The organism is Micromonospora maritima, assembly GCF_902825405.1.
Taxonomy (GTDB): domain Bacteria; phylum Actinomycetota; class Actinomycetes; order Mycobacteriales; family Micromonosporaceae; genus Micromonospora; species Micromonospora maritima.
In genome coordinates this window covers 1-24,564 of the sequence record NZ_CADEAU010000031.1, presented here as the reverse complement: position 1 = coordinate 24,564, position 24,564 = coordinate 1, and the positions used below count along the sequence as shown (strand labels likewise).

At 73.7% G+C, this 24,564-nt stretch carries 28 protein-coding genes; 15 read left to right on the top strand and 13 right to left on the bottom strand.

Annotation, left to right across the window (positions count from 1 at the left end; all coding sequences use genetic code 11):
* Nucleotides 1-728: L,D-transpeptidase (locus HUW36_RS06135; RefSeq protein ID WP_174527212.1), on the top strand; the 728-nt coding region annotated here is incomplete at its 5' end.
* 93 nt (nt 729-821) lie between these two features.
* On the opposite strand, the gene HUW36_RS06130 is transcribed toward HUW36_RS06135, so the two are convergent.
* Genes HUW36_RS06130 through HUW36_RS06115 form a run of 4 tightly spaced genes read right to left on the bottom strand, consistent with a single transcriptional unit; the run spans nt 822 to nt 4,322 of the window.
* Nucleotides 822-1,442: a response regulator transcription factor gene (locus HUW36_RS06130; RefSeq protein ID WP_174527211.1), complete on the bottom strand. Its 621-nt coding sequence runs from the start codon at nt 1,440-1,442 to the stop codon at nt 822-824.
* Nucleotides 1,439-2,584: a sensor histidine kinase gene (locus HUW36_RS06125; RefSeq protein ID WP_174527210.1), complete on the bottom strand. Its 1,146-nt coding sequence runs from the start codon at nt 2,582-2,584 to the stop codon at nt 1,439-1,441. Before HUW36_RS06125 ends, HUW36_RS06130 begins: the two co-directional genes overlap by 4 nt.
* Before the next feature lie 21 nt (nt 2,585-2,605).
* Nucleotides 2,606-3,412, bottom strand: a complete 807-nt coding sequence (locus tag HUW36_RS06120; RefSeq protein WP_174527209.1) for an ABC transporter permease — start codon at nt 3,410-3,412, stop codon at nt 2,606-2,608.
* Between the two features lie 22 nt (nt 3,413-3,434).
* Entirely contained in the window at nt 3,435-4,322 is an 888-nt protein-coding gene (locus HUW36_RS06115; protein ID WP_174527208.1) for an ABC transporter ATP-binding protein, read from the bottom strand.
* Nucleotides 4,323-4,467: 145 nt separating this feature from the next.
* Here HUW36_RS06115 and HUW36_RS06110 point away from each other — a divergent pair, with 145 nt between their 5' ends.
* From HUW36_RS06110 to HUW36_RS06095, 4 genes are all read left to right on the top strand, one after another.
* The gene (locus HUW36_RS06110) at nt 4,468-5,316 is read left to right on the top strand and encodes an alpha/beta hydrolase (RefSeq protein ID WP_174527207.1); all 849 of its coding nucleotides are present in this window, start codon (nt 4,468-4,470) and stop codon (nt 5,314-5,316) included.
* 88 nt (nt 5,317-5,404) lie between these two features.
* Nucleotides 5,405-5,614, top strand: a complete 210-nt coding sequence (locus HUW36_RS06105; protein WP_174527206.1) for a type II toxin-antitoxin system VapB family antitoxin — start codon at nt 5,405-5,407, stop codon at nt 5,612-5,614.
* Nucleotides 5,611-6,030 carry a PIN domain nuclease gene (locus HUW36_RS06100; RefSeq protein ID WP_174527205.1) on the top strand — a complete coding sequence of 140 codons (420 nt, stop codon included), beginning with the start codon at nt 5,611-5,613 and terminating at the stop codon, nt 6,028-6,030. Before HUW36_RS06105 ends, HUW36_RS06100 begins: the two co-directional genes overlap by 4 nt.
* A 68-nt stretch (nt 6,031-6,098) precedes the next feature.
* Nucleotides 6,099-7,238: a site-2 protease family protein gene (locus HUW36_RS06095; protein WP_174527204.1), complete on the top strand. Its 1,140-nt coding sequence runs from the start codon at nt 6,099-6,101 to the stop codon at nt 7,236-7,238.
* Nucleotides 7,239-7,240: 2 nt separating this feature from the next.
* On the opposite strand, the gene HUW36_RS06090 is transcribed toward HUW36_RS06095, so the two are convergent.
* Nucleotides 7,241-8,467, bottom strand: a complete 1,227-nt coding sequence (locus HUW36_RS06090) for an FAD-binding protein (protein ID WP_281357496.1) — start codon at nt 8,465-8,467, stop codon at nt 7,241-7,243.
* A 67-nt stretch (nt 8,468-8,534) separates the two neighbouring features.
* On the opposite strand from HUW36_RS06090, the gene HUW36_RS06085 reads away from it, so the two are divergent.
* Nucleotides 8,535-8,897: a hypothetical protein gene (locus HUW36_RS06085; protein ID WP_174527203.1), complete on the top strand. Its 363-nt coding sequence runs from the start codon at nt 8,535-8,537 to the stop codon at nt 8,895-8,897.
* Between the two features lie 646 nt (nt 8,898-9,543).
* Here HUW36_RS06085 and HUW36_RS06080 read toward each other — a convergent pair.
* On the bottom strand, nt 9,544-10,473 hold the full coding sequence (locus tag HUW36_RS06080; RefSeq protein WP_174527202.1) for an LLM class F420-dependent oxidoreductase: 930 nt from the start codon (nt 10,471-10,473) through the stop codon (nt 9,544-9,546).
* Between the two features lie 87 nt (nt 10,474-10,560).
* On the opposite strand from HUW36_RS06080, the gene HUW36_RS06075 reads away from it, so the two are divergent.
* Together HUW36_RS06075 and HUW36_RS06070 are read left to right on the top strand one after the other, a co-directional pair.
* On the top strand, nt 10,561-10,869 hold the full coding sequence (locus tag HUW36_RS06075; protein ID WP_174527201.1) for an ArsR/SmtB family transcription factor: 309 nt from the start codon (nt 10,561-10,563) through the stop codon (nt 10,867-10,869).
* Between the two features lie 2 nt (nt 10,870-10,871).
* Nucleotides 10,872-11,402 (top strand): SRPBCC family protein, encoded by a 531-nt coding sequence (locus HUW36_RS06070; protein ID WP_174527200.1) that lies wholly within the window; start codon nt 10,872-10,874, stop codon nt 11,400-11,402.
* A 3-nt stretch (nt 11,403-11,405) separates the two neighbouring features.
* Here the strand turns inward: HUW36_RS06070 and HUW36_RS06065 are convergent, their stop codons facing one another.
* Entirely contained in the window at nt 11,406-12,611 is a 1,206-nt protein-coding gene (locus tag HUW36_RS06065) for an FAD-dependent monooxygenase (RefSeq protein ID WP_174527199.1), read from the bottom strand.
* A gap of 70 nt (nt 12,612-12,681) precedes the next feature.
* On the opposite strand from HUW36_RS06065, the gene HUW36_RS06060 reads away from it, so the two are divergent.
* Complete coding sequence (locus HUW36_RS06060; protein ID WP_174527198.1) at nt 12,682-13,263, top strand: TetR/AcrR family transcriptional regulator; 582 nt, start codon at nt 12,682-12,684, stop codon at nt 13,261-13,263.
* A gap of 66 nt (nt 13,264-13,329) precedes the next feature.
* On the opposite strand, the gene HUW36_RS06055 is transcribed toward HUW36_RS06060, so the two are convergent.
* Nucleotides 13,330-13,944: a biliverdin-producing heme oxygenase gene (locus tag HUW36_RS06055; RefSeq protein ID WP_174527197.1), complete on the bottom strand. Its 615-nt coding sequence runs from the start codon at nt 13,942-13,944 to the stop codon at nt 13,330-13,332.
* Nucleotides 13,945-14,463: 519 nt separating this feature from the next.
* Between HUW36_RS06055 and HUW36_RS06050 the strand changes: the two genes are divergently transcribed.
* From HUW36_RS06050 to HUW36_RS06040, 3 genes are all read left to right on the top strand, one after another.
* On the top strand, nt 14,464-15,744 hold the full coding sequence (locus tag HUW36_RS06050; protein ID WP_174527196.1) for a quaternary amine ABC transporter ATP-binding protein: 1,281 nt from the start codon (nt 14,464-14,466) through the stop codon (nt 15,742-15,744).
* Nucleotides 15,741-16,634, top strand: a complete 894-nt coding sequence (locus HUW36_RS06045; RefSeq protein WP_174527195.1) for an ABC transporter permease — start codon at nt 15,741-15,743, stop codon at nt 16,632-16,634. Before HUW36_RS06050 ends, HUW36_RS06045 begins: the two co-directional genes overlap by 4 nt.
* Nucleotides 16,635-16,710: 76 nt before the next feature.
* Entirely contained in the window at nt 16,711-17,598 is an 888-nt protein-coding gene (locus HUW36_RS06040; RefSeq protein ID WP_174527194.1) for a glycine betaine ABC transporter substrate-binding protein, read from the top strand.
* Nucleotides 17,599-17,662: 64 nt separating this feature from the next.
* Here the strand turns inward: HUW36_RS06040 and HUW36_RS06035 are convergent, their stop codons facing one another.
* Nucleotides 17,663-18,046, bottom strand: a complete 384-nt coding sequence (locus HUW36_RS06035) for a hypothetical protein (RefSeq protein WP_174527193.1) — start codon at nt 18,044-18,046, stop codon at nt 17,663-17,665.
* A gap of 84 nt (nt 18,047-18,130) precedes the next feature.
* On the opposite strand from HUW36_RS06035, the gene HUW36_RS06030 reads away from it, so the two are divergent.
* Nucleotides 18,131-18,859, top strand: a complete 729-nt coding sequence (locus tag HUW36_RS06030) for a hypothetical protein (protein ID WP_246247915.1) — start codon at nt 18,131-18,133, stop codon at nt 18,857-18,859.
* On the opposite strand, the gene HUW36_RS06025 is transcribed toward HUW36_RS06030, so the two are convergent.
* The 3 genes from HUW36_RS06025 to HUW36_RS06015 are packed head-to-tail and all read right to left on the bottom strand — an operon-like array spanning nt 18,843 to nt 20,098.
* Entirely contained in the window at nt 18,843-19,286 is a 444-nt protein-coding gene (locus HUW36_RS06025; protein WP_174527192.1) for an SRPBCC family protein, read from the bottom strand. The genes HUW36_RS06030 and HUW36_RS06025 overlap by 17 nt on opposite strands.
* Nucleotides 19,287-19,304: 18 nt before the next feature.
* Nucleotides 19,305-19,643, bottom strand: a complete 339-nt coding sequence (locus HUW36_RS06020; protein WP_425487219.1) for an ArsR/SmtB family transcription factor — start codon at nt 19,641-19,643, stop codon at nt 19,305-19,307.
* Nucleotides 19,644-19,651: 8 nt separating this feature from the next.
* Nucleotides 19,652-20,098, bottom strand: coding sequence for an SRPBCC family protein (locus HUW36_RS06015; RefSeq protein ID WP_174527190.1), 447 nt, complete (start codon nt 20,096-20,098; stop codon nt 19,652-19,654).
* Nucleotides 20,099-20,233: 135 nt separating this feature from the next.
* On the opposite strand from HUW36_RS06015, the gene HUW36_RS06010 reads away from it, so the two are divergent.
* Both HUW36_RS06010 and HUW36_RS06005 read left to right on the top strand, forming a co-directional pair.
* Nucleotides 20,234-21,190 carry an ATP-binding cassette domain-containing protein gene (locus HUW36_RS06010; protein ID WP_174527189.1) on the top strand — a complete coding sequence of 319 codons (957 nt, stop codon included), beginning with the start codon at nt 20,234-20,236 and terminating at the stop codon, nt 21,188-21,190.
* Entirely contained in the window at nt 21,187-22,011 is an 825-nt protein-coding gene (locus HUW36_RS06005) for an ABC transporter permease (RefSeq protein WP_174527188.1), read from the top strand. The genes HUW36_RS06010 and HUW36_RS06005 overlap by 4 nt, the downstream gene beginning before the upstream one ends.
* A 5-nt stretch (nt 22,012-22,016) precedes the next feature.
* Here HUW36_RS06005 and HUW36_RS34840 read toward each other — a convergent pair.
* On the bottom strand, nt 22,017-24,564 hold a 2,548-nt coding region (locus HUW36_RS34840), incomplete at its 5' end, for an ATP-binding protein (RefSeq protein WP_174527187.1).

Genomic DNA, 24,564 nt, shown 5'->3' with positions numbered 1-24,564 from the left:
CCCCGGCCAGCCCGTCGCCGCGGGAGTCCGTCCCGCCCGCCGCGCCCGCCCCCGCCGACCTGCCGGTGGTCACCTACGACCCGGCGCCACGCGGTTTCCCGGCCGACCCGGCCCCGGCCGACACCGGCCCACTGAGCGAAGGGCTGCGCCCGGACCGGAACGTGGCCGCCTACGACGCGCCCGGCGGACGACCGCTGGCCTTCCTCGCCCCGACCATCAGCGGGGTCCGGTTGACCGTGCCGATCGTCGAACGCCGCGCCGGCTGGACCGCGGTGCTGCTCCCCTCGGCCAACCGCACCGTCGCCTGGCTGCCCTCCGGCGGCTGGACCACGGTGGCGCTGCGCGACCAGATCGTGGTGGAGCGCCGCACGCACCGGCTCACCTGGAACCGGGACGGGCGCGCGGTGCGCTCCTGGCCGGTCAGCCTCGGCATGTCCGGCCAGCTCACGCCGCTGGGCCGCACGTTCGTGCTGGGTCGCACCCCACCCCCGCAGGACGTCTACGGCGGCGTCGACATCTTCGCCCTCGGCGCGATCCCCGACGACCCGGACGCGGTGCCGACCGGACTGCGCGGGGCCCACATCGGACTGCACAGCTGGTACAACGACGACACGCTCGGTGAGAACGTCACCAACGGCTGCATCCGCCTGACCCGCGGCGCCCAGCGCCAACTCCTCGCCGAGCTCGAACCCGGCACCAGCCTCGTGGTCGTCGACCGCCTCCCCTGACCGCCCGGCCGTGCAAGGAAGGGCCCCTTGTTAACACCTTCTGTTAAGAGGGGACCCTTCCTCTACCGGAGGCGTTAAGAGGGGGCCCTTCCTTCAACCCAGCAGCCAGCCGTTGGCCTCGGCCACCCGCACCGCGTCGGCCCGGTTGCGGGCGCCGGTCTTGCCGATCGCGGACGAGAGATGGTTGCGGACCGTCCCCTCGGACAGGTGCAGCGTCGCGGCCAGCTCGGCCACCGTGCCGCCGCCCCGCGCCGTACGCAGCACCTCGGTCTCCCGCTCGGTGAGCGGGCTCGACCCGGTGGCCAGCGTCTCGGCGGCCAGCGTCGGGTCGACCACCCGCAGGCCGGCGTGCACCCGCCGGACCGCGTCGGCGAGCTGCCGGGCCGGGGTGTCCTTGACCACGAAGCCGTTCGCGCCCGCCTCCATCGCCCGGCGCAGGTAGCCGGGTCGACCGAACGTGGTCACCACCAGCACCCGGCAGGTGGGCAGCGCCTTCCGCAGCGCGGCCGCCGCGGCCACCCCGTCCAGGCCGGGCATCTCCACGTCGAGCAACGCCACGTCCGGACCGGTGCGCAGCGCCTCCGGCACCACCTCGTCGCCCCGGCTCACCTCGGCCACCACGGTCAGGTCCGGTTCCAGCGACAGCAGCGCGGCCAGCGCGCCCCGGACCAGCGCCTGGTCGTCGGCGAGCAGCAGTCGGATTTGCTCGGTCACCCGTGGTTCCTTCCGTCCGTGTCCGGCACCGTGACGCGGAGCAGGAAACCGCGCCCGCCGGGGGCCCGGGCCACCGTCACGGTGGCGTCCAACCGGGTCGCCCGCTCCCGCAGCCCGACCAGCCCGTGCCCGGCGCCCGCCGGCTCGCCGGCCGGTCCCCGGCCGTCGTCGCGGACCTCCACCCCCGCCGGGTCCACCCGGATCACACAGCGCCGCGCGCCGCTGTGCCGCACCACGTTCGTCACCCCCTCGCGGACCGCCCAGCCGAACAGCTCGTCCCGGTCCGCCGGCAGCTCCGGCACCGTCTCGGGCAGCTCCGCGACGACGCCCGCGGCGGCCAGCGCCGACCGGGCGCCGGCCAGTTCGGACGCCAGGTCCACCCCGCGGTACGCCCCGACGGTGCCGCGCACGTCCGCCAGCGCCTCCCGGGCCAGCCGCTCCACGTCGGCGATCTCCGCGGCCGCCCGGGCCGGATCCAGTTCCAGCAGCCGGCCGGCCAGCTCGGCCTTGACCGCCACCACGGTGAGCGAGTGCCCCAGGATGTCGTGCAGGTCGCGGGCGGTGCGGGCGCGCTCCTCGGCGACCGCCAGCCGGTGGATCTCCCGCTGCGCGGCCTGGAGCTCACCGTTGCGCTGAGCGAGCCGGCTCACCCCGAACATGGCGAACGAGGCGAGCAGCACCGCGAAGACCACGGTGCTCTCCGCCTCCCAGCCGGGCACGAGACGCGAGGTCACCGGCGGCGTCGCCGCGGCCAGCACCACCACGACCAGGGCCTCCACCGACGGCAGCAGGAACACCGCGGCGGCGGCCACGAAGACCAATGTGGTCAGCCAGTCGCCGCCGGTGCCCGGGATGCCGGCCAGGCCGATCGCGAGCAGCGACGCGAGCAGCGACCGGGCCCGACCGAGCGGGATCGGGAGGTGCCGCTGCCGGCGGGCCCGGGCCCACTCGAAGATCAGCACGTACGCCACGCCGAAGGCGACCACCGAGGCGAGCCCGAGCAACCGCCGCCACAGCTCCGGCTGGTGCAGCGCGGTGACGAACGGGATGTTGAGGAAGAACAGCCAGACCGCCGCCAGGAGCCAGCCGGTGAACCGCCAGTGGCGGTTCACCGGCCGGACCCGGTCGGGCGGCGACGTCACGCCGACCACGCTAGACCCCGCTCAGACCCGGGTGGTGTCCCGGCGGAACAGCCGGGCCGCGCCGAGGCCGAAGAACGCGGTCCAGGCGGCCACGTTGGCAACCGCCGCCCAGTCCACCCCGGTGCCGGTCAGCGGCGCGCGAGCGAGCTGACCGACCCCGTACACCGGGGTGAACGTGGCGATCTGCCGCATCACGTCGGGCAGCAGATCGAGAGGAACGAACAGGCCACCCAGCATGGCCAGGATGGCCAGCGCCGGGCCCATGAACTGCATGACGTTCTCGGCCGGGGCGAGGTAGCCGACGAACAGGCCGAACGCGGCGAAGACCAGCGAACCGATCCAGGCGGTCAGACCGGACTCCAGCCACACGTGGGCCGGCAGCCGGACCCCGGAGGCGGCGCCGACAGCGAACTCGACGAGCACGCCGAGCAGGCCGAGCACCATCGCGGTGACCACCTTCGTCGCCACGTACGCGGCCGGGCGCAGCGGGGTCAGCCGCAACTGCCGGCTCCAGCCCAGCGCGCGTTCGGTGGCGACGGCGGCGCCGGCGCTGGTGGTGGCGACCATGGCCGCGTACACGGCCAGGCTGATCATGATCCAGCCGGTGACCGGCAGGCCGTTGTCCAGCTTGTCGCCGCGCGACGGCAGTCCGAACAGGAGGAAGAACACCGCCGGCATGACCAGGATGAACATCAGCGTGCGGCGGTTGCGCAGCACCCGGCGGATCTCGATGGCGAGCACGCCCGTGGAGAAGCCGCCCAGGGCGGGCGGCCGGCGGTCGGCCCGGCGCGCGTCGGTGGTGGTGTCGGGTGAGGTCGTGGCGGTCATGGCGAGGCTCCCGGCAGGTCGGTCAGGCTGCGGTCAGGGCGAGGAACGCGTCCTCGAGGTTGCGTGAGGTGATCTCCAGGTCCCGGGCGCCGGTCCGGGTCAACAGGTGCCGGGCGACGACGTCGGAGTCCTCGCTGTGCACGAGGATCGCGTCGCCGCGTACCTCGACGGAGCGGACGCCGGGCAGCGCGGCGAGCGCCGCCTGGTCGGCGCCGGGCAGCGTGGCCCGCACCACCCGGCCGGCGGCCAGGTTCTTGATCTCGGCGGTGGTCCCGTCGGCGACCACCCGTCCCTGCCGCACCAGCACGATCCGGTCCGCGTACGCGTCGGCCTCGTCCAGGTAGTGGGTGGCGAACAGGACGGTGCGGCCGGAGCGGGCGTCGGCCCGGATCGCCTGCCAGAAGTCGCGTCGGCCCTCGACGTCCATGCCGGTGGTCGGCTCGTCCAGCACCATCAGGTCCGGGTCGGGCAGCAGCGCGAGGGCGAAGCGCAGCCGCTGCTGCTGGCCGCCGGAGCACTTGCCCACCGGTCGGTCGGCGATCTCGGCGATGCCGGCGCGCTCCAGCACCTCGGCCACCGGTCGGGTGTGGCCGTAGAAGTGCGCGGTCATCCGTACCGTCTCGGCGACCGTGAGGTCCTTGAGCAGGCCGCCGGTCTGCATCACGGCGGCGACCCGGCCGTGCCGGACGGCGTCGGCCGGGGTGCCGCCGAAGAGCCGGACCGTGCCGGCGTCCGGCCGGGCCAGCCCGAGCAGCATGTCGACGGTGGTGGTCTTGCCGGCGCCGTTGGGGCCGAGGAAGGCCACCACCTCACCGGGAGTGATCCGCAGGCTGAGCCCGTCGACGGCGGTCACCGGGCCGTAGGTCTTGGTGAGTCCGGCCAGTTCGACGGCCGGTGCGGTGTCGGTCATGCCAAGAATGCTCCGACCCGCCGGCCCCGGTCCCCCGGAGCGCCCGTCACGGTCCACCCGTGACATCTGTCAGGCCCGCGGCGCCCACCCCCGCACCGCGTGGGCCGAGCGGGAGTGAGAGCGGGCGGGCGGGGTAAGCCGCGGCATGGGCGTACCGACCGGACGCGTCGACACCGTCGTGCTCATCCACGGGCTCTGGATGACCTCGCGCAGCTGGGAGCACTGGGCGGACCGCTACGCGGCGCGCGGCTTCCGGGTGCTCACCCCGGCGTGGCCCGGCATGGACCGGGATCCGGCCGAGCTGCGGGCCGACCCGACGCCGATCGCCGGGCAGCGCATCCGGGACATCGTCGACCACTACGCGGGGATCATCCGTGAGCTGCCCCGCCCGCCGATCATCATGGGGCACTCGTTCGGCGGCCTGATCGCCCAGCTGCTGCTCGACCGCCGGCTCGGGGCGGCCGTCGTCGGCGTGCACCCCGCGCCGGTCAAGGGTGTGCTCAAGCTGCCGCTGAGCACGTTGCGATCCGGCTTCTCGATCCTGCACAACCCGGCCAACCGCCACCGCGCGGTGCCGTTCACCGCCGAGGACTTCCGGTACGCCTTCGGCAACACGATAAGCCAGGAGCAGTCCGACGCGGCCTGGGAGCGGTACGCCGTCCCCGGCGCCGGACACGTGCTGTTCGAGGGTTCGTTCGCCAACCTGGACCCGGACTCGGCCACCGAGGTGGACAGGAAACGCGCCGACCGGGCCCCGCTGCTGATCACCGCCGGCGGCGAGGACCACGTCGTCCCGGCGTCGCTGGCCGTCAGCCTGGCCAACCTCTACCGCAGCTCCACCGCGCTCACCAGCTACCGGGAGTTCCCCGGCCGGTCCCACTTCGTCGGCGGCGAGCCGGGCTGGGAGGAGGAGGCCGACTTCGCGCTGGAGTGGGCGGTGGAGGCGGCCAACGAGTTCTCGCCGACGGTGGTCAGCGAGGCGCCCCGACGCTGACCCGCCGGGCCGGAGACGGCAGGATATATCTCTGTCGGAGAAAATTGATCTCATCGCACCGTTCACCTGCCGGACGAGGAGGCGCGCGGTGTCCCGCACCATCATCGACGTCGACGACGACCTCTTGGCCGAGGCTGCCGAAATTCTCGGCACCGGCACCAAGAAGGCCACCGTCAACGCCGCCCTGCAAGCTGTGGTCAATCGTGAGAAGCGGCGGGAGTTCGCCGACTGGCTCAAGAGCGGCGGCCTGCCGGACCTCACCGACCCGCCGCAGGCCACGAAGCCCGAAGCGGCATGACCCGCGAGCACTATCTCCTCGACACGTCCGCTCTGGCCAGATGGCCGAAGCCCGCTGTGGCGCCGGTGCTCGACGAGTTGTCCGATCGGGGCCTGCTGGCTGTCTGCGGCGCGATCGAGATCGAGGTGGTGCACAGCGCCCGCTCGGCCAAGGAGGCGCAACGGGTGCGATGGTTGCTGCGCGGCTTCGACTGGCTGCCGATGCCCGACGACATCTGGGATCGAGCGATCGACGTGCAGGTGAAGGCGCTACACAAGGGCAACCACCGGGCGCTTTCCATGGCCGATCTGCTGATAGCGGCCACCGCCGAACGGCATGGCGCGACGGTGCTGCACTACGACGGCGACTTCGACCTGATAACGGCGATCACCGGTCAGCCGACCACCTGGGTGGTTCCGGCAAGCACCGCTGACTGATCGGTGGGCCGAGGCTCGGTGTCGTTCGGCCCTGGTGTGGCGGTGCCCGCGCCGGGTATGACAGGGACATGAGGGCGAGTTTCCGGCTCGGCCGGGTCGCGGGCGTACCCGTCGGCGTCAACTGGAGCGTCCTGGTCATCTTCGTGCTGATCGCCTGGTCGCTGGCGGCGAGCCTGTTCCCGCGCTCGTACCCGGGAAACTCGACGTTCGCCTACGTCGCCGCCGGCCTGGCCGCGGCCGTGGTCTTCTTCCTCGGCCTGCTCGCCCACGAGGTGTCGCACGCGGTGGTGGCCAAGCGCAACGGCATCGAGGTCGAGGGGATCACGCTCTGGCTCTTCGGCGGCGTCGCCGAGTTGAAGGGCGAGGCGAAGGACCCGGGCGCCGAGCTGCGCATCGCCGGCGTCGGGCCCCTGGTCAGCCTGATCATCGGCGTGGTGTTCGGCACGATCGCGGTGGCGGTCGCGGCGGCCGGCGGAGGCGGGTTGCTGCTCGGCGCGCTGTCCTGGCTGGCCGGCATCAACGTGCTGCTGGCGATCTTCAACGTGCTGCCGGCCGCGCCGCTGGACGGCGGGCGGCTGCTGCGCGCGGCGGTGTGGAAGGCCACCGGCGACCGGACCCGGGCGTCGGTGGTGGCCGCCCGGGCCGGCTGGGTGCTGGGCCTCCTGCTGATCGGTCTGGGGCTGTGGCGGTTCCTGGTCGGCGCCGGGTTCGGCGGGCTCTGGCTGGCGCTGATCGGCTGGTTCCTGATCGGCGCGGCCGGCCAGGAGGAGCGCGCCGCCCGGATGGGCGACGCGCTGCGCGGCATCCGGGTCGGCGACGTGATGACGCCGCAGCCGCAGACCGCGTCCGGCGACCTGACCGTGGCCGACTTCGTCGACCACTACCTCTTCGCGTACCGGCACTCGGCGTTGCCACTGACCTCCGACGGGCGGCCGGTCGGCCTGGTCACGCTCGACCGGGTACGCGGCATCGCGGCGGACCGCCGCGCGTCCACCACGCTGGCCGAGGTGTCCTGCCGGGCCGACGAGCTGGTACTGGCCCGCCCGGACGAGCAGCTCAACGACCTGCTCCCCCGGCTCAACGAGTGCACCGACGGCCGGGCGCTGGTGGTGGTCGACGACCGGCTGGTCGGGATCGTCTCGCCCAGCGACATCAGCCGCGCCGTGCAGCGCGGCACCCTGCGCCAGCAGATGCCCGCCGGGCGCTGAATTCAGTCCCGGGGGAAGTAGACGTCCATCTCCGCGGTGCGGAACTTCCCGGCCGGGTCGAGCTCGCGCAGCAGAGCCTGGAAGTCGCCGTGCCGGGGGTACGCCGCCGCCGGATCGCGCTCGAAGAGCTTGCCCCAGTGCGGGCGCGGCGCGAACGGAGCGAGCCGCTGCTCCACCTCGGCCAGCACCGGCGCCACCGCCACCGGGTCACCGACCCAGGTGAAGTGCACCGCCAGCGTGTCCCGCCGGAAGTTCGGGCTCAGCCACAGCTCGTCGGCGGCCACCGTACGCAGCTCGCAGACCTGGAGCACGGCGGCGATCCGCCCGGCGACCGGGTCGAGCGCGGCGAGCGCCGCCGCCGCGTCGGCGCGGGCCACGTGCCACTCGGACTGAAGCTCGTCGCCGCTGCTCGGGGTGAAGCCGAGCCGGAAGTGCGGCAGCCGCTCGTGCCACGGCCCGGCCTCGCCGAGTTGGGCGGTGCAGTGCTCCGGCGACATGCCCGGCACCGGATGCCGGGGCGTGTCGGCGGCCACCGTGTCCAGCCAGTCGGCCGGGGGCGGCGCCTGGTCGGCGTCCTGCTTGATCCACACCTGGTCGAAGCGGTCCGACCGCCACCCGGTGAAGACGCTGACGCTGTACGCGGCGTCGAGCGCCTCGTCCAGCGCCTCGCGGGGCAGGCCGAGTCGCACGTACTGCCGCACCTCGAACGTCGGCACCACGTCGAGGGTGAGCCGGGTGACCACGCCCAGCGCGCCAAGGTTCACCACCAGCCCGGCGAACCTCGGGTCGGTACGGTCGACGGTCAGCAGGTCACCGTCGGCGGTGACCAGGTCCAGCGCCGCCACGGCGGTCGCCAGGTTGCCGTTCGCCGGTCCGGACCCGTGGGTGGCGGTGGCGACCGAGCCGGCCACCGAGATGTGCGGGAGCGAGGCGAGGTTGCGCAGCGCGTACCCCTGGTGGTGGAGCGCGGTGGCCAGGTCGCCGTAGCGCACGCCGGCGGCGACCGTGACGGTGCGCCGGTCGGGGTCGAGCGCGACGGTGGGCGGCAGGCCGGCGAGCGTGATCTGCGTGCCCGCCGTGTCGCCGAGCCGGTTGAAGGAGTGACCGGTGCCGACCGCCCGGACGCGGTCCGCCCCGGCGACCAGCCGGCGCACCTCGTCCACGGAGGTCGGCCGGTGCCGCTCCCGCGCCGACCAGCGGACGTTCCCGGCCCAGTTGGTGTCGGTCATGGGCTGCATCATCCGCCACCGGGCACGGACAGGGTTGCTCCGGGGGCCGAGCGGGAATCCTGGGCGGATGAGCAGCTACCGCGACCCGAGCCTCAGCGGCGACGTGTACCCGTCGGAGGAGGAGATCGATCCGACCGGCGTGGACCCCGACCTCACGCCCCGGGCGACCGCGCCGACGCCGGTGCCGACCCCGGAGCCCGAGCCGGATCCGGTGCCCCGGCCGGGGCCGCCGCCGCGTGCCGGGCAGGGCCGGTCGATCGTGACCCGGCACCTGGACGGGTCCGTCGAGGTGGTGACCGACCTCGACGGCGACGGCGTGGCCGACGTGGTGCAGATCGACCTGGACGGCGACGGCGTCCCGGACGTGACGTACCTGGACAGCGACCGGGACGGCCGGCTCGACACGGTGCGGCGGGCGACGGCCGGCTGACCCGGCCCGACTGACCGACCGTTGTGACCCGGCCCGCCCGAAGGCGCGGCGCCGGGCCGTCTCGGCGCGCTCCGGTCCAGACCCGCCCTCGGTCCCCGCTCGGCCCCGCCCCGGCCCCTGCTCGGCCCCGGTCCGCGGCCCTCCCGCGCCGCCCGGTTCCCACACCTACTGTCGGCCGGCTCGACTCTCGCCTGGCCACGGCGGCTCGGCCGATTCGTCTGCCTGACGCAGGTCGCTGTTCCGGGGGTGCGGCCACCCTCCGAAACGCTGCACCAGAAGCAATGTTCCCTCGAACCTCATATGACTCAGAGTCATAATTATGACTCTGAGTCATATCGCACTTGGCGACAAGCCTTGGCCCGACTCAGGAGGGCCCGACTACACAGGGCTTGCTCGGGCCGGGCCGAGTAAAGCCCAGCGGGACCGAGCCAGGCCCAGCCGGACCCGACCCGGGTCGGGCAGGACCGGATCGGACCGGGCCAGGCCACGCCGGGGGGCCGAGCAAGACCAGGCCAGGCGGAGGCCGAGGCCGAGCCAAACCGGGCCAAGCCAGGCCAGGCCGAATCCAGCCGGGGCGAGCCGACCCGGTGCACCGTCGTGCGCCCGGTAGCCCGGGCACGGCGCGCCGCGCCCCGCGAGCCGGCGCTCAGAGCTGCGGCATCACCTCGGCGGCGACCAGCTCCAGGTGGTCCAGGTCGGCCAGGTCGAGCACCTGGAGGTAGGCCCGGGCGCTGCCGGTCGCGGCGTACCGGCCGAGCGTGTCGACCACCTCGGCGGGCGTGCCGGCGGCGCCGTTCGCGCGCAGCTCGTCCGGGTCCCGACCGATCGCCGCGGCCCGCCGGGCCACCTCGGCGTCGTCGCGCCCGCAACACAGCACCAGGGCGTTGGACCAGGTCATGGTGGACGGGTCCCGGTCGATCTCCGCGCAGGCGTCGCGCACCCGCTGGAACTGCGCCTTGGTGTCGTCGACCGAGGCGAACGGCAGGTTGAACTCGTCGGCGTAGCGGGCCGCGAGGCGGGGCGTGCGCTTCGGGCCCATGCCGCCGAGCAGGATCGGCGGGCGGGGCCGCTGCACCGGCTTGGGCAGCGCCGGTGAGTCGCTGACCGGGTAGTAGGCGCCGGGGAAGTCGAACGTCGACCCGGGCGGGGTGGACCAGAGGCCGGTGATGACGGCGAGCTGCTCCTCCAGCCGGTCGAACCGCTCCCCCAGCGCCGGGAACGGGATGCCGTACGCGGCGTGCTCCTCGGCGTACCAGCCGGTGCCGATGCCCAGCTCGACCCGGCCGCCGCTCATCTGGTCGACCTGCGCCACGGTGATGGCGAGCGGGCCGGGCAGCCGGAACGTGGCGGCACTCATCAGCGTGCCGAGCCGGATCCGGGTGGTGTCGCGGGCCAGGCCGGCGAGCGTGGTCCAGGCGTCGGTCGGACCGGGGTCCCCGCTCACCGAGCCCATCTTAAGGTAGTGGTCGGAGCGGAAGAACGCGGCGAACCCCGTCTCCTCCGCGCGACGCGCCACGGCGAGCAACTGGTCGTAGCTGGCCCCCTGCTGGGGTTCGGTGAAGATCCGCAGTTCCATGCCCCGAGCATATGGACCCGGCGGCGACGCGGCAGCGCGCGCTCCTATTCCTTGACAAGCATATAACCAGTGCGGCATGTTACGAGCGTGTCCGTGGATGCCTTCGCCGTGCTGGCCGAGCCCTCCCGCCGCCGCATCCTCGACCGGCTGCGCCGGGCGGAGAGCAGCGTCGGTGACCTGGTGGACGCGCTGGGGATGAGCCAGCCGGCCGTCTCCAAACACCTCCGGGTGCTGCGCGAGGCCGGCCTGGTCACCTGCCGCACCGCCGCGCAGCGGCGGATCTACCGGGTCGACACCCGGCCGCTGCGGGCGGTGGACGACTGGCTCGGGCCGTACCGGCGGATGTGGGACACGCACCTCGACGCCCTGGAGCGCCACCTCGACAGTCAGGAGTGATCATGCAGCGCGACAAGTTCCGCCCCGGCCCGCTCGCCGACGTCGAACTGGTCCCCGGGGCCGGCCGGTGGGACCTGGTGCTCGTGCGGGACCTCCGGCACCCGCCGGAGAAGGTCTGGTCCGCCCTCACCGACCCGGAGCAGCTGGCCCGGTGGGCGCCGTTCCTGTCCGACCGCGACCTCGGCAGCCCCGGGGAGACCACGCTGCGCACCGTCGACGGCGACCGGACGCACCCGGCGCCGGCCCGGGTGCTGCGCGCCGACCGGCCACGCCTGCTGGAGTACACCTGGGGCGACGCCCTGCTCCGCTGGGAGCTGACCCCGGCCGGCGCCGGCAGCACGCTCACCCTGCGGCAGCGGATCGACCGACCCGACCTCGCCCCGATGGTGGCCGCCGGCTGGCACCTCTGCCTGGACGTCGCCGGGCACCTGCTCGACGGCGATCCGGTCGGCCCGATCCGGGGCGCGGAGGCGAAGGACTTCGGCTGGGGCGAGCTGCGCGACGCGTACGCCGAGCGCCTGGACCGCCCCTGAGCCTCAGGCCGCCCGGGCCGGCGGGTCCGGCAGCGTGATCGCGTCCGATGCCCGCCGGATCGGCTCGGCCACCCGGCTGACCATCCGCTCCCGTCCGGGCAGGTGCGGCAGGAGGCGCAGCATCGTCGTCTGGAACCGGATCTGCCGGGCCGAGCCGAGCACCATCCCCTTCAGGTTGCGCTCGGCAAGTGCCTGGTTCGCCGCGACGAACGGCCGCATCCGCCGCTCGTACGCGGTGAAGCCGGCCGCCGGCTGCCCACCCGCCTCGGCCAGTGCGGCGGCCAGCACGTACGCGCCGACCAAGCCCAGGCTGGTGCCCTGGCCGGAGGCCGGCGAGGCGGCGTACGCGGCGTCGCCCACCAGGCCGACGCGGCCGGCCGACCAGCGCTCCATCCGGACCTGGCTCATCGCGTCGAGGTAGAGGTCCGGCGCGTCCGGCAGCGCGGCGAGCAGCTCGGGCACCCGCCATCCGGAACCGGCGAAGGCCCGGGCCAGCAGCGCGCGCTGCCCGGCGGGGTCACCGTCGTCGGCGGCGTCGACCGGCGAGCGGAAGAGGAAGAGCGCCCGCGCGTCCGGTGCGCCGGCGGTCCGGTAGACGCCGACGGTCCGCCCGGGAGCGGGGTGCAGCAGCTCGACCCGCTCCTCGCCGAATCCGGCGGGCACGGTGCAGATCGCGATGTGGTGCCCGAGCGGGCGCAGGTACGCCGACTCGGGTCCGAACGCGAGTCGGCGCACCGTCGAGTGCAGCCCGTCGGCGCCGATCACCAGATCGAAGCGGCGGCGCGCGCCCCGCGCGAACGTCACGTCCACCCCGTCGGCGTCGGGGCACAGCGCGGTGACCGAGTCGTCGAAGCGGTGTTCCACGTCGCCGGTGGCCGTCCGCAGGATCCGGGTCAGGTCGCCGCGCACGATCTCGACGTCGCCCCCGGTCCGGCCGCCGAAGAGGGCCGCGTCCATGGTGGCGAGTTGCCGGCCCCGCCGGTCGAGGAAACGGGCCCGGCGCATGCCGGTGTCGTGCGCCCGCACCGGACCGGTCAGGCCCATCCGGTCCAGCACGGTCAGCGCCGCACCCCGGACGTCCACCTTGTAGCCGCCGTCGCGCGGCGTCGCGGCGCGCTCCACGACCGTGGGTCGGAAGCCGTGGCGGCGCAGCCACCAGGCGAGGGCGGAACCGGCGACACCGCCACCGGAGATCAGCACATCGGTCATGCGCTGACGGTACAAGCGTGTGAGACATTTGTGCAAGACAGAATTCCAACACCTCGGTAGGCTGTCCGGCATGGGTAATCGGGAGGATCTGCTCGCCGGAGCGAAGCGTTGCCTGATCGAGAAGGGCTACGCGGCCACGACCGCCCGGGACGTGGCCACCGCGGCCGGCACCAGCCTGGCCGCCATCGGCTACCACTTCCGCACCACGCGGGCGCTGCTCGACGAGGCACTCGTCGCGGCGATGGCGGAGTGGGGCGAGGAACTGGACCGCGCGCTGGATCAGGACGCCGGCCCGGACGCCGGTCCCGAGCAGCGGTTCGAGCGGGCCTGGGAACGGATCATCGAGTCGTTCTCCCGGCTACGGCCACTGTGGGCGGTCCAGTTCGAGCTGATCGCCCGGATGGACCGCTCCCCCGAACTGCGCGAGGCGTTCGCCGCCGCCAACCGCCGGGCGCGACTCGGGCTGGCCGAGGTGTTCCACCGCCTCGACCCGGGCACGGACGAGGCGACCGCGCTCACGCTCGGCGCGTTCCACCAGGCGCTGCTCGGCGGCGTGGCGGCCCAGTGGCTGGTCGACCCGGACGCCGCGCCCTCGGCGAAGGAGCTGACCCGGGCACTGCGAACCGTCGCCCGGGAGCTGGGCCCGGGCTGACGAGCCGGGTCGACCGGGCCACCACCGGCACGACCACCGACCCGGCCGCCGCCGATCGGGCCGCCGTCAGCCCGAAGCGCGGACGGCGGCGGTACGACCGACGAACTCGAAGGTCTGCCGCGCGGCCTCGACGGCGTCGCGCCGCTCCGCGGACGACCAGTCGCGCCCGGCCAGCGCCTGACGGAAGTCGCGCCAGTCGACACCCGGGGCACGGCCGCTGCGCCGGAAGAAGCCTGTCGCCTCGCCCTCGGACAGGCCGAGCCGGCGCTCCACCACGGGAGCGATCACGCTGCCGCCCAGGGCGCTGCCGAGCAGCACGTACCGGCCGCCGACCGCCCGCGCCGTGGTGTCCAGGAGGACGCCGGACGTCCGGTCGGGGTCGACGTCGTCCACCACACCGAGCGCGGCCAGGTCCGCCCGGAGCAGTGCGGCGGCCTCACCGAGCCGGGCACCGACCGGCAACCCGGTCCAGTCGGCGGCGGCCAGGTCCCGTTCCAGCGGCGCCCAGGCGTCGAGCAGCGCGGCGAGCGTGGCGCCGAGGTCCTTCCGGACACGGATCCGGTCGGGCAGGGCCAGCCGGCGCTCCACCACGACGTGGTGGTCGCGGGTGCCCTCGCGCAGCGCGGTCAGCATCGGCGACACCACCGCCGCCACCCGCCGGGCACGGACCTGATCGGACATCCGGCGAGTATGCCCTGGCCCGTCCGGCGCCCGTCGGACGGAGTGACACGACGCGGTCCTCACCTCGCCACATTCCCGTGAATCGTTTCGACGGAATTCGACACGCGGTCCGGCGCGTCCCCTTTTCCCGCGCCACCGCCGATTGTTCGAGCCGGATCCGAGTATGACAATCACGCGACGATTTGCTATCAGCGCCTTCATGTTCGCGAGTGCCGCCCAACCGACGTTCACGCCGCCCGACGGTTCGGACAAGAAGCGCTCTGATCATTGGAAACGCGGCCTCCGGGCGGGCGGGGCGGGCGCACCCCGAAGGCCCGGACGACCGAATTCGACGACTGCTTTTTGTGTGCAGATCCACATTCCCCGCAGTCCCGGCTGGATTTGCGGCGATGACGTCGGTAGGTTTCTCGGCCGGCCCTGATGGCCCACCCGATGTGACCGATGTTGATATGACGGACGAGACGCGAAGACTGCCTCCGTCGGCGTGGTCCGCCGACGACCGGCGTCGGAGAGGGGATCGTGTCCGCGCTCGCAGTGAAGTCGCTCCACAAGATATTCGGAAGTCGAGCTGACGAGGCGGTAAGACGCCTGGCGGGCGGCGCACCGCGCGCCGAGGCACTGGCCGGCCTGCCGGCCACGGCCGCCGTCATCGACGCGACCTTCGAGGTACGCCCCGGCGAGATCTTCGTCGTGATGGGCCTCTCCGGCTCCGGGAAGTCGACCCTCATCCGGATGCTGAACGGCCTGCTCCGCCCCACCGCGGGCAGCGTACGGATCGACGGGGTCGAGGTGACCTCGCTCAAACCGGCCGCGCTGCGCAGGCTGCGTCGGGACAAGGTCAGCATGGTCTTCCAGCACTTCGCGCTCATGCCGCACCGCACCGTGCTGGAGAACGCCGGCTACGCGCTGGAGGTCGCCGGCCTGCCCAAGGCGCAGCGGCGGGAGCGCGCGATGGACGCGTTGCGCATGGTCGGGCTGACCGAGTGGGCGGACAAGCTCCCGCACGACCTCTCCGGCGGCATGCGCCAGCGGGTCGGCCTGGCCCGGGCGCTGGCCGCCGGCACCGACATCCTGCTCATGGACGAGGCGTTCTCGGCGCTCGACCCGCTCATCCGTCGTGAGATCCAGGACCAGCTCCTGGAGTTGCAGGCCGAGTTGGGCAAGACGATCGTCTTCATCACCCACGACCTCAACGAGGCGATGCGCCTCGGTGACCGGATCGCGGTGATGCGCGACGGCCGCATCGTCCAGATCGGCACCGCCGAGGAGATCCTCACCGATCCGGCGAACGACTACGTGGCGCAGTTCGTGGCCGACGTGGACCGGACCCGGATCCTGACCGCCGCCTCCGTGATGGAGAAGCCGCACCACGTCCTCGACGTCAACGCCGGCCCCCGGGTCGCCGCCCGGGCGCTGCGGGAGAGTCAGACCTCGGTGGTCTACGTGACCGGGCCGGGGAAGAGGTTCCTCGGCACGGTCACCGAGGACGAGGTGCTGCGCGCGCTTCGGGAGAACCGGTCGAACCTCGACGGGTACGTCTCGGGCGAGCGGGTCCGCACCGTCACCGAGGACACCGCCGTGGCCGACCTGTTCGCCGACTGCGCGGAGAGCCAGCACCCGGTGGCCGTGCTTGACGACCGGGGCAGGCTGACCGGGGTGATCCCCCGGATCACCCTGCTCAGCGCGCTCGCCAGCGCCACCCCCGACGAAGCGCCGCACCCGCCGGTCCCGCCCCCGGCCGACCCCGCGACCGGGCCCGCCGAGGCGGAACTGGTCGGCGGAGAGGAGATCCCGGCATGAGCCTGCGCGAATCCCCGCTCGACGCCGCCCTGCCCCGGGTCCCGCTGGGTGAGTGGACGGAGTCCGCCGTGGACTGGGCCACCCGCACCCTCGGCCCGGTCTTCGACGCTGTCGCCTCCGTGGTCGAGGCCCTGGTCAGCCCGCTCGACCAGATGCTCAATGGCGTACCCGCCGTGGCGGTCGTCGCGGTGCTGGCCGCGCTGGGCTGGTGGCTGCGCGGCTGGAGGTTCGGCCTCGGCGCCGCGGTCGGCCTCGGCCTGGTGGCCGGGATGCCGTACTGGGAGGAGACCATGAGCACGCTCGCGCAGGTGCTCGTGGCCAGCGTGCTCGCGCTGCTGCTGGCGATCCCGTTGGGCGTCCTCGTGGCCGAGAACCGGCGAGCCTCCGCGCTGGCCCGGCCGGTGCTGGACCTGATGCAGACGATGCCCGCGTTCGTCTACCTGATCCCGGCGATCTTCTTCTTCGGCATCGGCACGGTGCCGGGCGTGCTGGCCACGCTCGTGTTCAGCATGCCGCCCGGCGTCCGCCTGACCGAGCTGGGCCTGCGCCAGGTCGACAAGGAGATCGTGCAGGCGGCCGAGTCCTTCGGCGCGCCGCCCTGGATGGTGCTGCTGCGGACCAAGCTCCCGCTGGCGCTGCCGACGATCATGACCGGCGTGAACCAGGTGATCATGCTGGCCCTGTCCATGGTGGTCATCGCCGGCATGGTCGGCGCCGGCGGACTCGGCGACGTGATCATGTTTTCGCTCTCCCAGGTCGAGGTGGGCAGCGGTTTCGAGGGCGGGATCGCGGTCGTGGTCCTCGCCGTCGTGCTGGACCGGCTCACCGATTCCGTGGGCGACCGGTTTCCCTCCGCGCGGGCGCAGCGCCACGCGCGTGAGGCCGCCTGACCGTCGCCCTCCCCGCCGGCACCCCTGGTTCCGCGTACGCGGAACCGCCGGCACCCCGAAAAGGAAGGGAAGTTCTGTGTTCACGACAGTGAAGCGCGTCCTCGCGCTGGCGGTGACCGCCGCCCTGGCCCTGGGCGGTGCGACCGCCTGCGGTGAGAAGTCGGACGACGCGTCCGGCGCCGGCAAGAAGATCACCATCGGCTACATGGCCTGGGACGAGGCGATCGCCGCCTCGAACCTGTGGCAGCACATCCTGGAGGACAAGGGCTACCGGGTCCAGCTCAAGAACCTGGAGGCCGGGCTGGTCTACGGCGGTCTCGCGAACGGCGACATCGACCTGTTCCTGGACGGCTGGCTGCCGCTGACCCACGCCTCCTACGTGGAGAAGTACGGCGACAAGCTGGAGAAGCTGGGCGTGTGGCACGACGACGCCAGCCTCAGCATCGCGGTGCCGAAGTACGTCGAGGGCGTCGACTCGCTGGCCGACCTGGCCGGTAAGGCTGGCACGTTCGGCGGCGAGATGATCGGCATCGAGCCCGGCGCCGGCCTCACCAAGGCCACCCAGGAGCAGGTGCTCCCACAGTACGGCCTGGACGGCTCGATGAAGCTCAAGACCTCCTCCACCCCGGCCATGCTGGCCGCGCTCGACGGCGCCATCGCGGACAAGAAGCCGATCGTGGTCACGCTCTGGCACCCGCACTGGGCCTACGCCAAGTACGAGCTGAAGGACCTGACCGACCCGAAGAGCACGCTGGGCAAGGCCGAGCAGATCAACACGTTCGGTCGGCAAGGCTTCAGCGAGGACTTCCCCGAGGTCGCCGCGATGCTGAAGAAGTTCAAGATGGACGGTGACCAGCTCGCGTCGCTGGAGGACCTGATGTTCAACACGCACAAGGGCGACGAGAAGAAGGCGGTCGAGGAGTGGCTGAAGGCCAACCCCGACTACCTGGCGACGCTCGCCTGAGCGAAGGTCCGTGACGCCAGGGGCTCCGCCGCTTCGGCGGGGCCCCTGGCCGTCCTACCGGTCGTCACGCCGTGCGGCGGCGCAGCCAACCGGCGCCGCCGGCGACCACGGTCGCCCCGATCGAGGTCCCGATCGCCACCAGCGCCGCCCCGATCGCCCACAGGCCGGTGTCGTCGCCGGCGGCGGCGTGCGCCGCCCACGGCACCGTGAACGCCACCGTCATCACCGAGGCGACCAGCCAGGTGTTCAGCCACCAGCCGCCGGCCACGGCGAGCGCCACCAGGGTCAGCACCGCGGCGGCCACCTGCCGGACCGCGTACGGCCCGCTGGTCGCGCCGGTCTCCGGGTCCACGGTCCAGCCGGACTCCCAGCTCAGCCAGGCCCACCAGGCGCCGGCCGTGGCCGCCGCGAGGACCAGCCCGCCGAGCACCGCACGTCTCGTCGTCACACCTGGAGATCCTGCCGCCCCGCGCGGGCGGACGGATGAGCATGCGTACTCGTTTCCCATGGGGTGCTGGCAGGATCTCCAGGCGTGACGAGAGTGTCCCGCCCACCGGGCGCGCCACCGCGGATCGTGCCGGCGGAGGCGCTCGCGGACGTCCCGGCCGACCGGTTCCTGGCGTTGCTGGAGGCGGTCACGATGGTGCTCACCCTGCCCGGCGACGCGGCGGGGCGGGTGGACGCGCTGGTGGTCCCCACCGGCCAGGGCGAGGACTGGCGTCTCACCGACGCGATCCGCGCCTGGGAGGCCGGGCCGGCGCGGCGCCACCTGCTGGTGGCGAGCACCAACGAGACCGAGCGGACCTACCGCCCGCTCACGCTGGACCGCCTGCGGGCGCTCGGGCTGCGTCGGCTGGAGGGGGTCGTGCTCCAGGCCGAGCCGGCCGGCGACACCGGCCGGCAGGCCCGGTGGATCGTCGACCGGGTGCGGGCGCTGGGCATCGGCAGTCTCGCGCTTGTCGTCTCCCCGTACCACCTGGTCCGGGTCTACCTCACCGTGCTGCGGGCCGCGGACGACGCCGGCCTGCGGGTCCCGATGGTCCCGCTGCCGGTGGCGGTCGACCCGCACGCCCCGGTGCCGGAGAGCGGGGCGTGCGGGTACGACCTGGTGGCCGGCGAGGTCAGCCGGTTGCTCCGGTATCCCGACGAGGGCTGGATCGCCACCCCGGAGCGGCTGCGCGCCTATCTGGGTTGGCTCTGGACCGCGCACCGCGCCCTGCTCGCCGGCCCCGGGCACGATCCGCTCAGTGCCAGTCGCTGATCCGCACGTCGCGCGGCGACGGCGCACCCTCCCCGGTCTCCACCAGCGACTTCAGGCTCATCAGGTACGAGCCCCACTTGGTGCCGCAGTGGTGCATGAACTCGACCGGCTCGCGCCAGCCCCGGTGGGCGAAGAGCACGATCGTCCAGTCGCCGTCCTGGCGCAGGTCCCACTCGACAGTGGTGCCGACCCACTCCGGCGGGCCGTCCACCACCCGCCAGACCACCCGCTCGGACGGCCGCAGCTCGACGACCTCCATGTCGAACCCGCCGGGCGGGAAACGGAACTCGAGGACGCCACCGACCTCGGGACTGCCCTTCGTGTCGTCGGTCCACCAGCCGGCCAGCCCGTCGACTGTCGTCAACGCCTCGTAGGTCCTCGTCGGGTCCGGGGTACGCACCCCGATCCGGTGCAGGATGTCCACCATCTCGATCTCCTCGTCTCGTCATTCCGTTCGGGCGCGCTGGATCTCCTCGGCGATCCGCTTGATCCGCCGCAGGCGGGCGTCCCAGGCGGAGCCCACCGACGCGAGTTGGGCCACCGCGCGGGCGAGCTGGGCGTCGTCGACGCGGTAGCGCCGCTCGCGGCCGGCCGGGTCGCCCCGGACCAGACCGACCCGGTCCAGGACGCCGAGGTGCTTGGCCACCGCCTGGCGGGTCACCGGCATCTGCCGGCTCAGGGAGGTGGCGGTGCCGCCGCCCTCGGCGAGCAGCAGGTCGAGCATCCGGCGCCGGGTCGGGTCCCCGATCGCGGACCACAGGTCGTCGTCGACCGGCTCGACCAGGGTGCTGGTCACGGCCGGACGGCAAGCGTCGCGGCGTAGGGCGGAAGCTGCGGCAGGAAGTGGTCCCAGCCGCTGACGTGGTCCCGGTACTGCTGCTCCAGCACGGCGATCTCCCAGCCCATCTCCCGGAAGCCGGTCTCCGTCATCCGCAGCAGGGTGCCGGCGCCGGACGGGGTCAGCTCGAACGTGACGAGCAGCGAGTTGCCCTCCACCGGGGCCTCGCCGGCGGGGTGCGTCCAGCGGAACGAGAACGTCCGGGGCGGCCGGGCGTCGACGACGGTGAACGGGACGACCGTGTCGCCGAAGACGATCTCCCCGGGCACGCCGGGGGTCGGGTCGTACCGGGCCTCGTCGGGCCACCATCGCGACAGGTGCTCGGGGCTGCTCACCACCTCGAAGACGATCTCGGGCGACGCCTCGACGAAGATCTCCCGCTCGATGGTTCCGTACTCCATGGCAACCTCCTGCAACCGTTGGTTGCGTATGACGCTAGCCGCCGCCGGCCCGACGCGCAACCATTTGTTGCATGTGCGCGCCGGTGTCAGCGTCGTGTGCGTCCGCTGCCAGCGCCACCGGCCATGGTCGGTGCCATGACGTACGCATTCGAGGCAGAGGGCCTGGTCAAGCGGTTCGGTACCACGACCGCGCTGGCCGGGATCGACCTCGCCGCACGACGGGGGACCGTGCTGGGGGTGCTGGGGCCCAACGGCGCCGGCAAGACCACGGCGGTGCGGATCCTCGCCACCCTGTTGCGCCCGGACGCCGGGCGCGCCACCGTCGGGGGCCACGACGTGGTCGCCGACGCCGCCGAGGTACGGCGGTTGATCGGCCTCACCGGCCAGTACGCCTCGGTCGACGAGGACCTGACCGGTACGCAGAACCTGGTGCTCATCGGTCGCCTGCTCGACCTGAGCCGCCGCGACGCCCGGGCCCGGGCCGCCGAACTGCTCGCCTGGTTCGACCTGACCGAGGCGGCCGGACGGCCGGCCAAGACGTACTCCGGTGGCATGCGCCGCCGGCTGGACCTGGCCGCGAGCCTGGTCGGCCGGCCGGAGGTGATCTACCTGGACGAGCCGACGACCGGCCTGGACCCGGCCAAGCGCGAGGAGATGTGGGGCGTGGTCCGCTCGCTCGTGGACGACGGCTCGACCGTGCTGCTGACCACGCAGTACCTGGACGAGGCCGATGCGCTCGCCGACGAGATCTCGGTGATCGACCACGGTCGGGTCATCGCCCACGGCACGCCCGGCGAGCTGAAGCGGATCGCCGGCAGCCAGACCATCGTGGTCCGGCCGACCGAGCCCGACCGGATCGGCGAGGTCGCCGAGATCCTGCGCGCCAGCACCGGGGCCGAACCCGAGCTGCCCCGCCCCGGCCTGCTCACCGTGCCGGTCGAGGGCGACGCCCCGTTCACCGCCGTGGTCCGCCGGCTCGACGACGCCGGCATCGGGGTGGTCGAGCTGGCACTGCGGCTGCCCAGCCTCGACGAGGTGTTCTTCACGTTGACCGGCCACGGCGCCGACGAGCCCACGGAGGTGGCGGCATGACCACGACCACCCGCGCGGCGGCCACGCCGCCCCGCACCCGCGCGCCCCGGGGCGCCGCCCGTCGGTTCGGACTGGCCCGGCACAGCCTCGCGCTCGCCGGTCGCAGCCTGATCAAGACGCTCCGCACGCCGGAGCAGCTGCTGGACGTCACGCTCCAGCCGATCATCTTCGTGCTGATCTTCGTCTACCTGCTCGGAGGCGCGATCTCCGGCTCGCAGCACGCGTACCTGGAGTTCCTGCTACCGGCGATCATGGTGCAGACCGTGCTCTTCGCGTCCATCGCGACAGGCGTCAGCCTCAACACCGACGTCGAGAAGGGCGTCTTCGACCGGTTCCGCAGCCTGCCCATCGCCCGGTCCGCGCCGCTGGTCGGCTCCGTGGTCGGCGACCTGGTCCGGTTCGTGGTCTCCATCGTGGTGCTGTTCGCGTTCGGCTACGCCATCGGCTTCCGGATCGGTACCGACCCGCTGTCCACGCTGGCCGCCTGCCTGCTGACCATCGCGTTCGCGTTCGCGGTCAGTTGGATCGGCGTGCTGCTGGGCGTGGTGATGCGCAGCCCGGGCGCCGTGCAGGGCACCGCGTTCCTGGTGCTGTTCCCGCTCACCTTCGGCACGAACATGATGGTGCCGACCGACACGCTGCCCGGGTGGTTGCAGTGGTGGGTCGGGATCAACCCGGTGGCCGACGTGATGGAGGCGGCCCGAGGGCTGATCATCGGTGGGCCGGTCGCCGGGCCGGTGACCCGGTCGCTGCTCTGGACCGTGGCGATCATCGCGGTGTTCGCGCCGCTCGCCGTACGGGCCTACCGCCGTCGCGCCTGACCGGCTCACCGGGCCGGGTCGCCGCCCACGAACGCGAGGGCGTCGGCCCGGCTCAGGCCGTGCCCCCGGGCGTACGCGGCGGCGTAGCCGTCCTCGCCCAGCGCGGCCCGCAGCCGTTCGGCGAGCCGCTGCGCGTCCGGGTTGGAGCGGTCCGGCCAGCCGCGCAGCGCGTCGGACGTGCCGAGCAGCTCGGCGGCCCGCTGGTAGCGGCCCTCCGCCTCGGCGACCGCCACCCAGCCGACCGCAATGATCGCCACCACCGGCATGTCCCGCGCGGACAGCCCTCGGACGGTGGCCTCGTCCAGGGCACGGCGGGCGCCCGGCACGTCGCCCCGGGCGAGCGCGAGGTGCGCCATCGCGGCCAGCAGCAGCCCGCGAAACTGCGGCGCGACGAGCGGCGCCTCGTCCTGCCGGCGCATCGCCTCGGCGAAGCACTCCCCCGCCTCGTCGAGCGAGCCCTCCAGCCGGGCGATGTCGCCGAGCATCATCAGCCCGAACGCGGCGTCCCGGCCGTCCCGGTCGGCCATCCGGTCGGCGACGAACCGGCGCAGCTCCGCCTTGGCGCCGGCCACGTCGCCGGAGCGGGCGCGGATGGTCGCCAGCCAGATCAACTGGAAGCCCGGCTCGGCGGTCGGGTCGAGTTCGCGGACCAGTCGCGCCGACTCCTCCAGCGCGGCCGTGGCCGCCGCGAAGTCGCCGCGTTTGGTCAGCGCGTCGGCGTACTGGCTCAGCACCATCGACAGGCTCCACCGCTCGCCCACCGCGCGCAGCTCCTCGACCGCCCCGGTCAGGTCGCGCACCATGCCCTCGGCGTCGCCGTCGTTCTCCCTGATCTGGCCGCGCATGGCCAGCAGCGTCCCGTCGGTCCACGGGTCGGGGTGCCCGCGCGCCCGGTCGACCGCCGCGATCCCGGCGGCCGTGTCGTCGGTGAAGATGGACAGCGCCGGTTCGAGCAGCGCCACCAGCGGGTGCCCGCTCCCCTGGGCCGCGCGTACGGCGTCGGTCAGCTCGGCGACCCGCTCCGGCGTCGGCTCGCGGGCGCTGTGGAACATCTCCGTGACGACACGGATGGCGAGCACCACGGCCCGCTCTCCCGGCGGCGTCGGCCCGGGCAACGCGAGTGCGCGGGCCAGCACGTCACCGCCGATGCCGCCGTCGTCGCCCCAGATCGTCAAGGGCAGCGCCAGCCCCGCGCCGATCCGCAGCGCGGTGTCGGCGTCACCGGCGTCGCAGGCATGGTGCAGCGCCCCGACGATGTTCTCCCGTTCCGCCTCCAGCAGTCGCAGCCAGGGCAGCTGGCCGGCGGTCCGCAGGTGCGGCTCGGCGGTGCCGACCAGGTCCCGGAAGTACGCGGCGTGCGCGGCCCGCGCCCCGGCGCCCTCCCCGGCGGCGGCGAGCCGCTCCAGTCCGTACTCCCGGATGGTCTCCAGCATCCGGAACCGGCCGTCGTCGACCACCTGGAGCAGCGACTTGTCGACGAGCGCGTCGAGCAGCGCGGCGGCGGCCGGTCCGGCGACGCCGGCTGCCGACTCGGCGGTGACCGACGCCGGGAAGACCGCCAGCCGTTCGGCGAGCCGGCGCTCGTCGTCGGTGAGCAACCCCCAGCTCCAGTCCACCACCGCCCGCAGCGTCCGGTGCCGGGGCAGCGCGGTGCGGCTGCCGCCGGTCAGCAGCCGGAACCGGTCGTCCAGGCCGGCCGCGACCTGCCGGGGCGACAGCGTCCGCAGCCGGGCCGCCGCCAGTTCGATCGCGAGCGGCATGCCGTCGAGCCGGCGGCAGATCTCCACCACGTCCGCGACGTTGTCGTCGGTCACCGCGAAACCGGCCCGCACGGCCACGGCCCGGTCGCGCAGCAACTGCACCGACGGGTACACGGCCGCGTCGCCCGGGCTGGCGTCGGCCGGCGGCAGGCGCAACGGTGGTACGGGTTCCAGCGCCTCACCGACGATGCCCAGCGGCTCCCGGGAGGTGGCCAGCACGCGCAGCCCTGGGCAGCGGCCGAGCAGTTCCTCGGCGAGCCGGGCGGCGGCCTCGACGACATGTTCGCAGTTGTCCAGCACGATCAGCGTCTCGTCGGCGGAGATCGCGTCGACCAGCCGGCCGAGCGTATCGCGGAGCGTGGGCCGGACCGTTTCCCGCGTCCGCTCCCGCCGGCCCACCGTGTCGAGCACGGCCCGGGCCACGTCGGCCGGGTCGGTGATCGGCGCCAGCTCGACCAGCCAGGCCCCGCCGGGCACAGCGTCGGCCAGCCGGTCCGCCGCGACGCTCGCCAGCCGGGTCTTGCCGGCCCCACCCGGGCCGATGAGCGTGACCAGCCGGTTGCCGGCGAGCAGCCCGGTGAGCCGGCCCAGGTCCTCGTCCCGCCCCACGAACGTGGTGAGCGCCGCCCGCAGGTTGCCCCGCCGCCCGGCGGACACGGGTGCCGGTGCCGCCTCGCCCCGCAGCAGCGCCAGGTGTGCGGCCCGCAGCTCGGGCGAGGGGTCCACGCCCAGCTCCTCGGCGAGCCGCTCCCGGATCCGCTCGTACGCGGCCAGCGCCTCGGCGGGCCGCCCG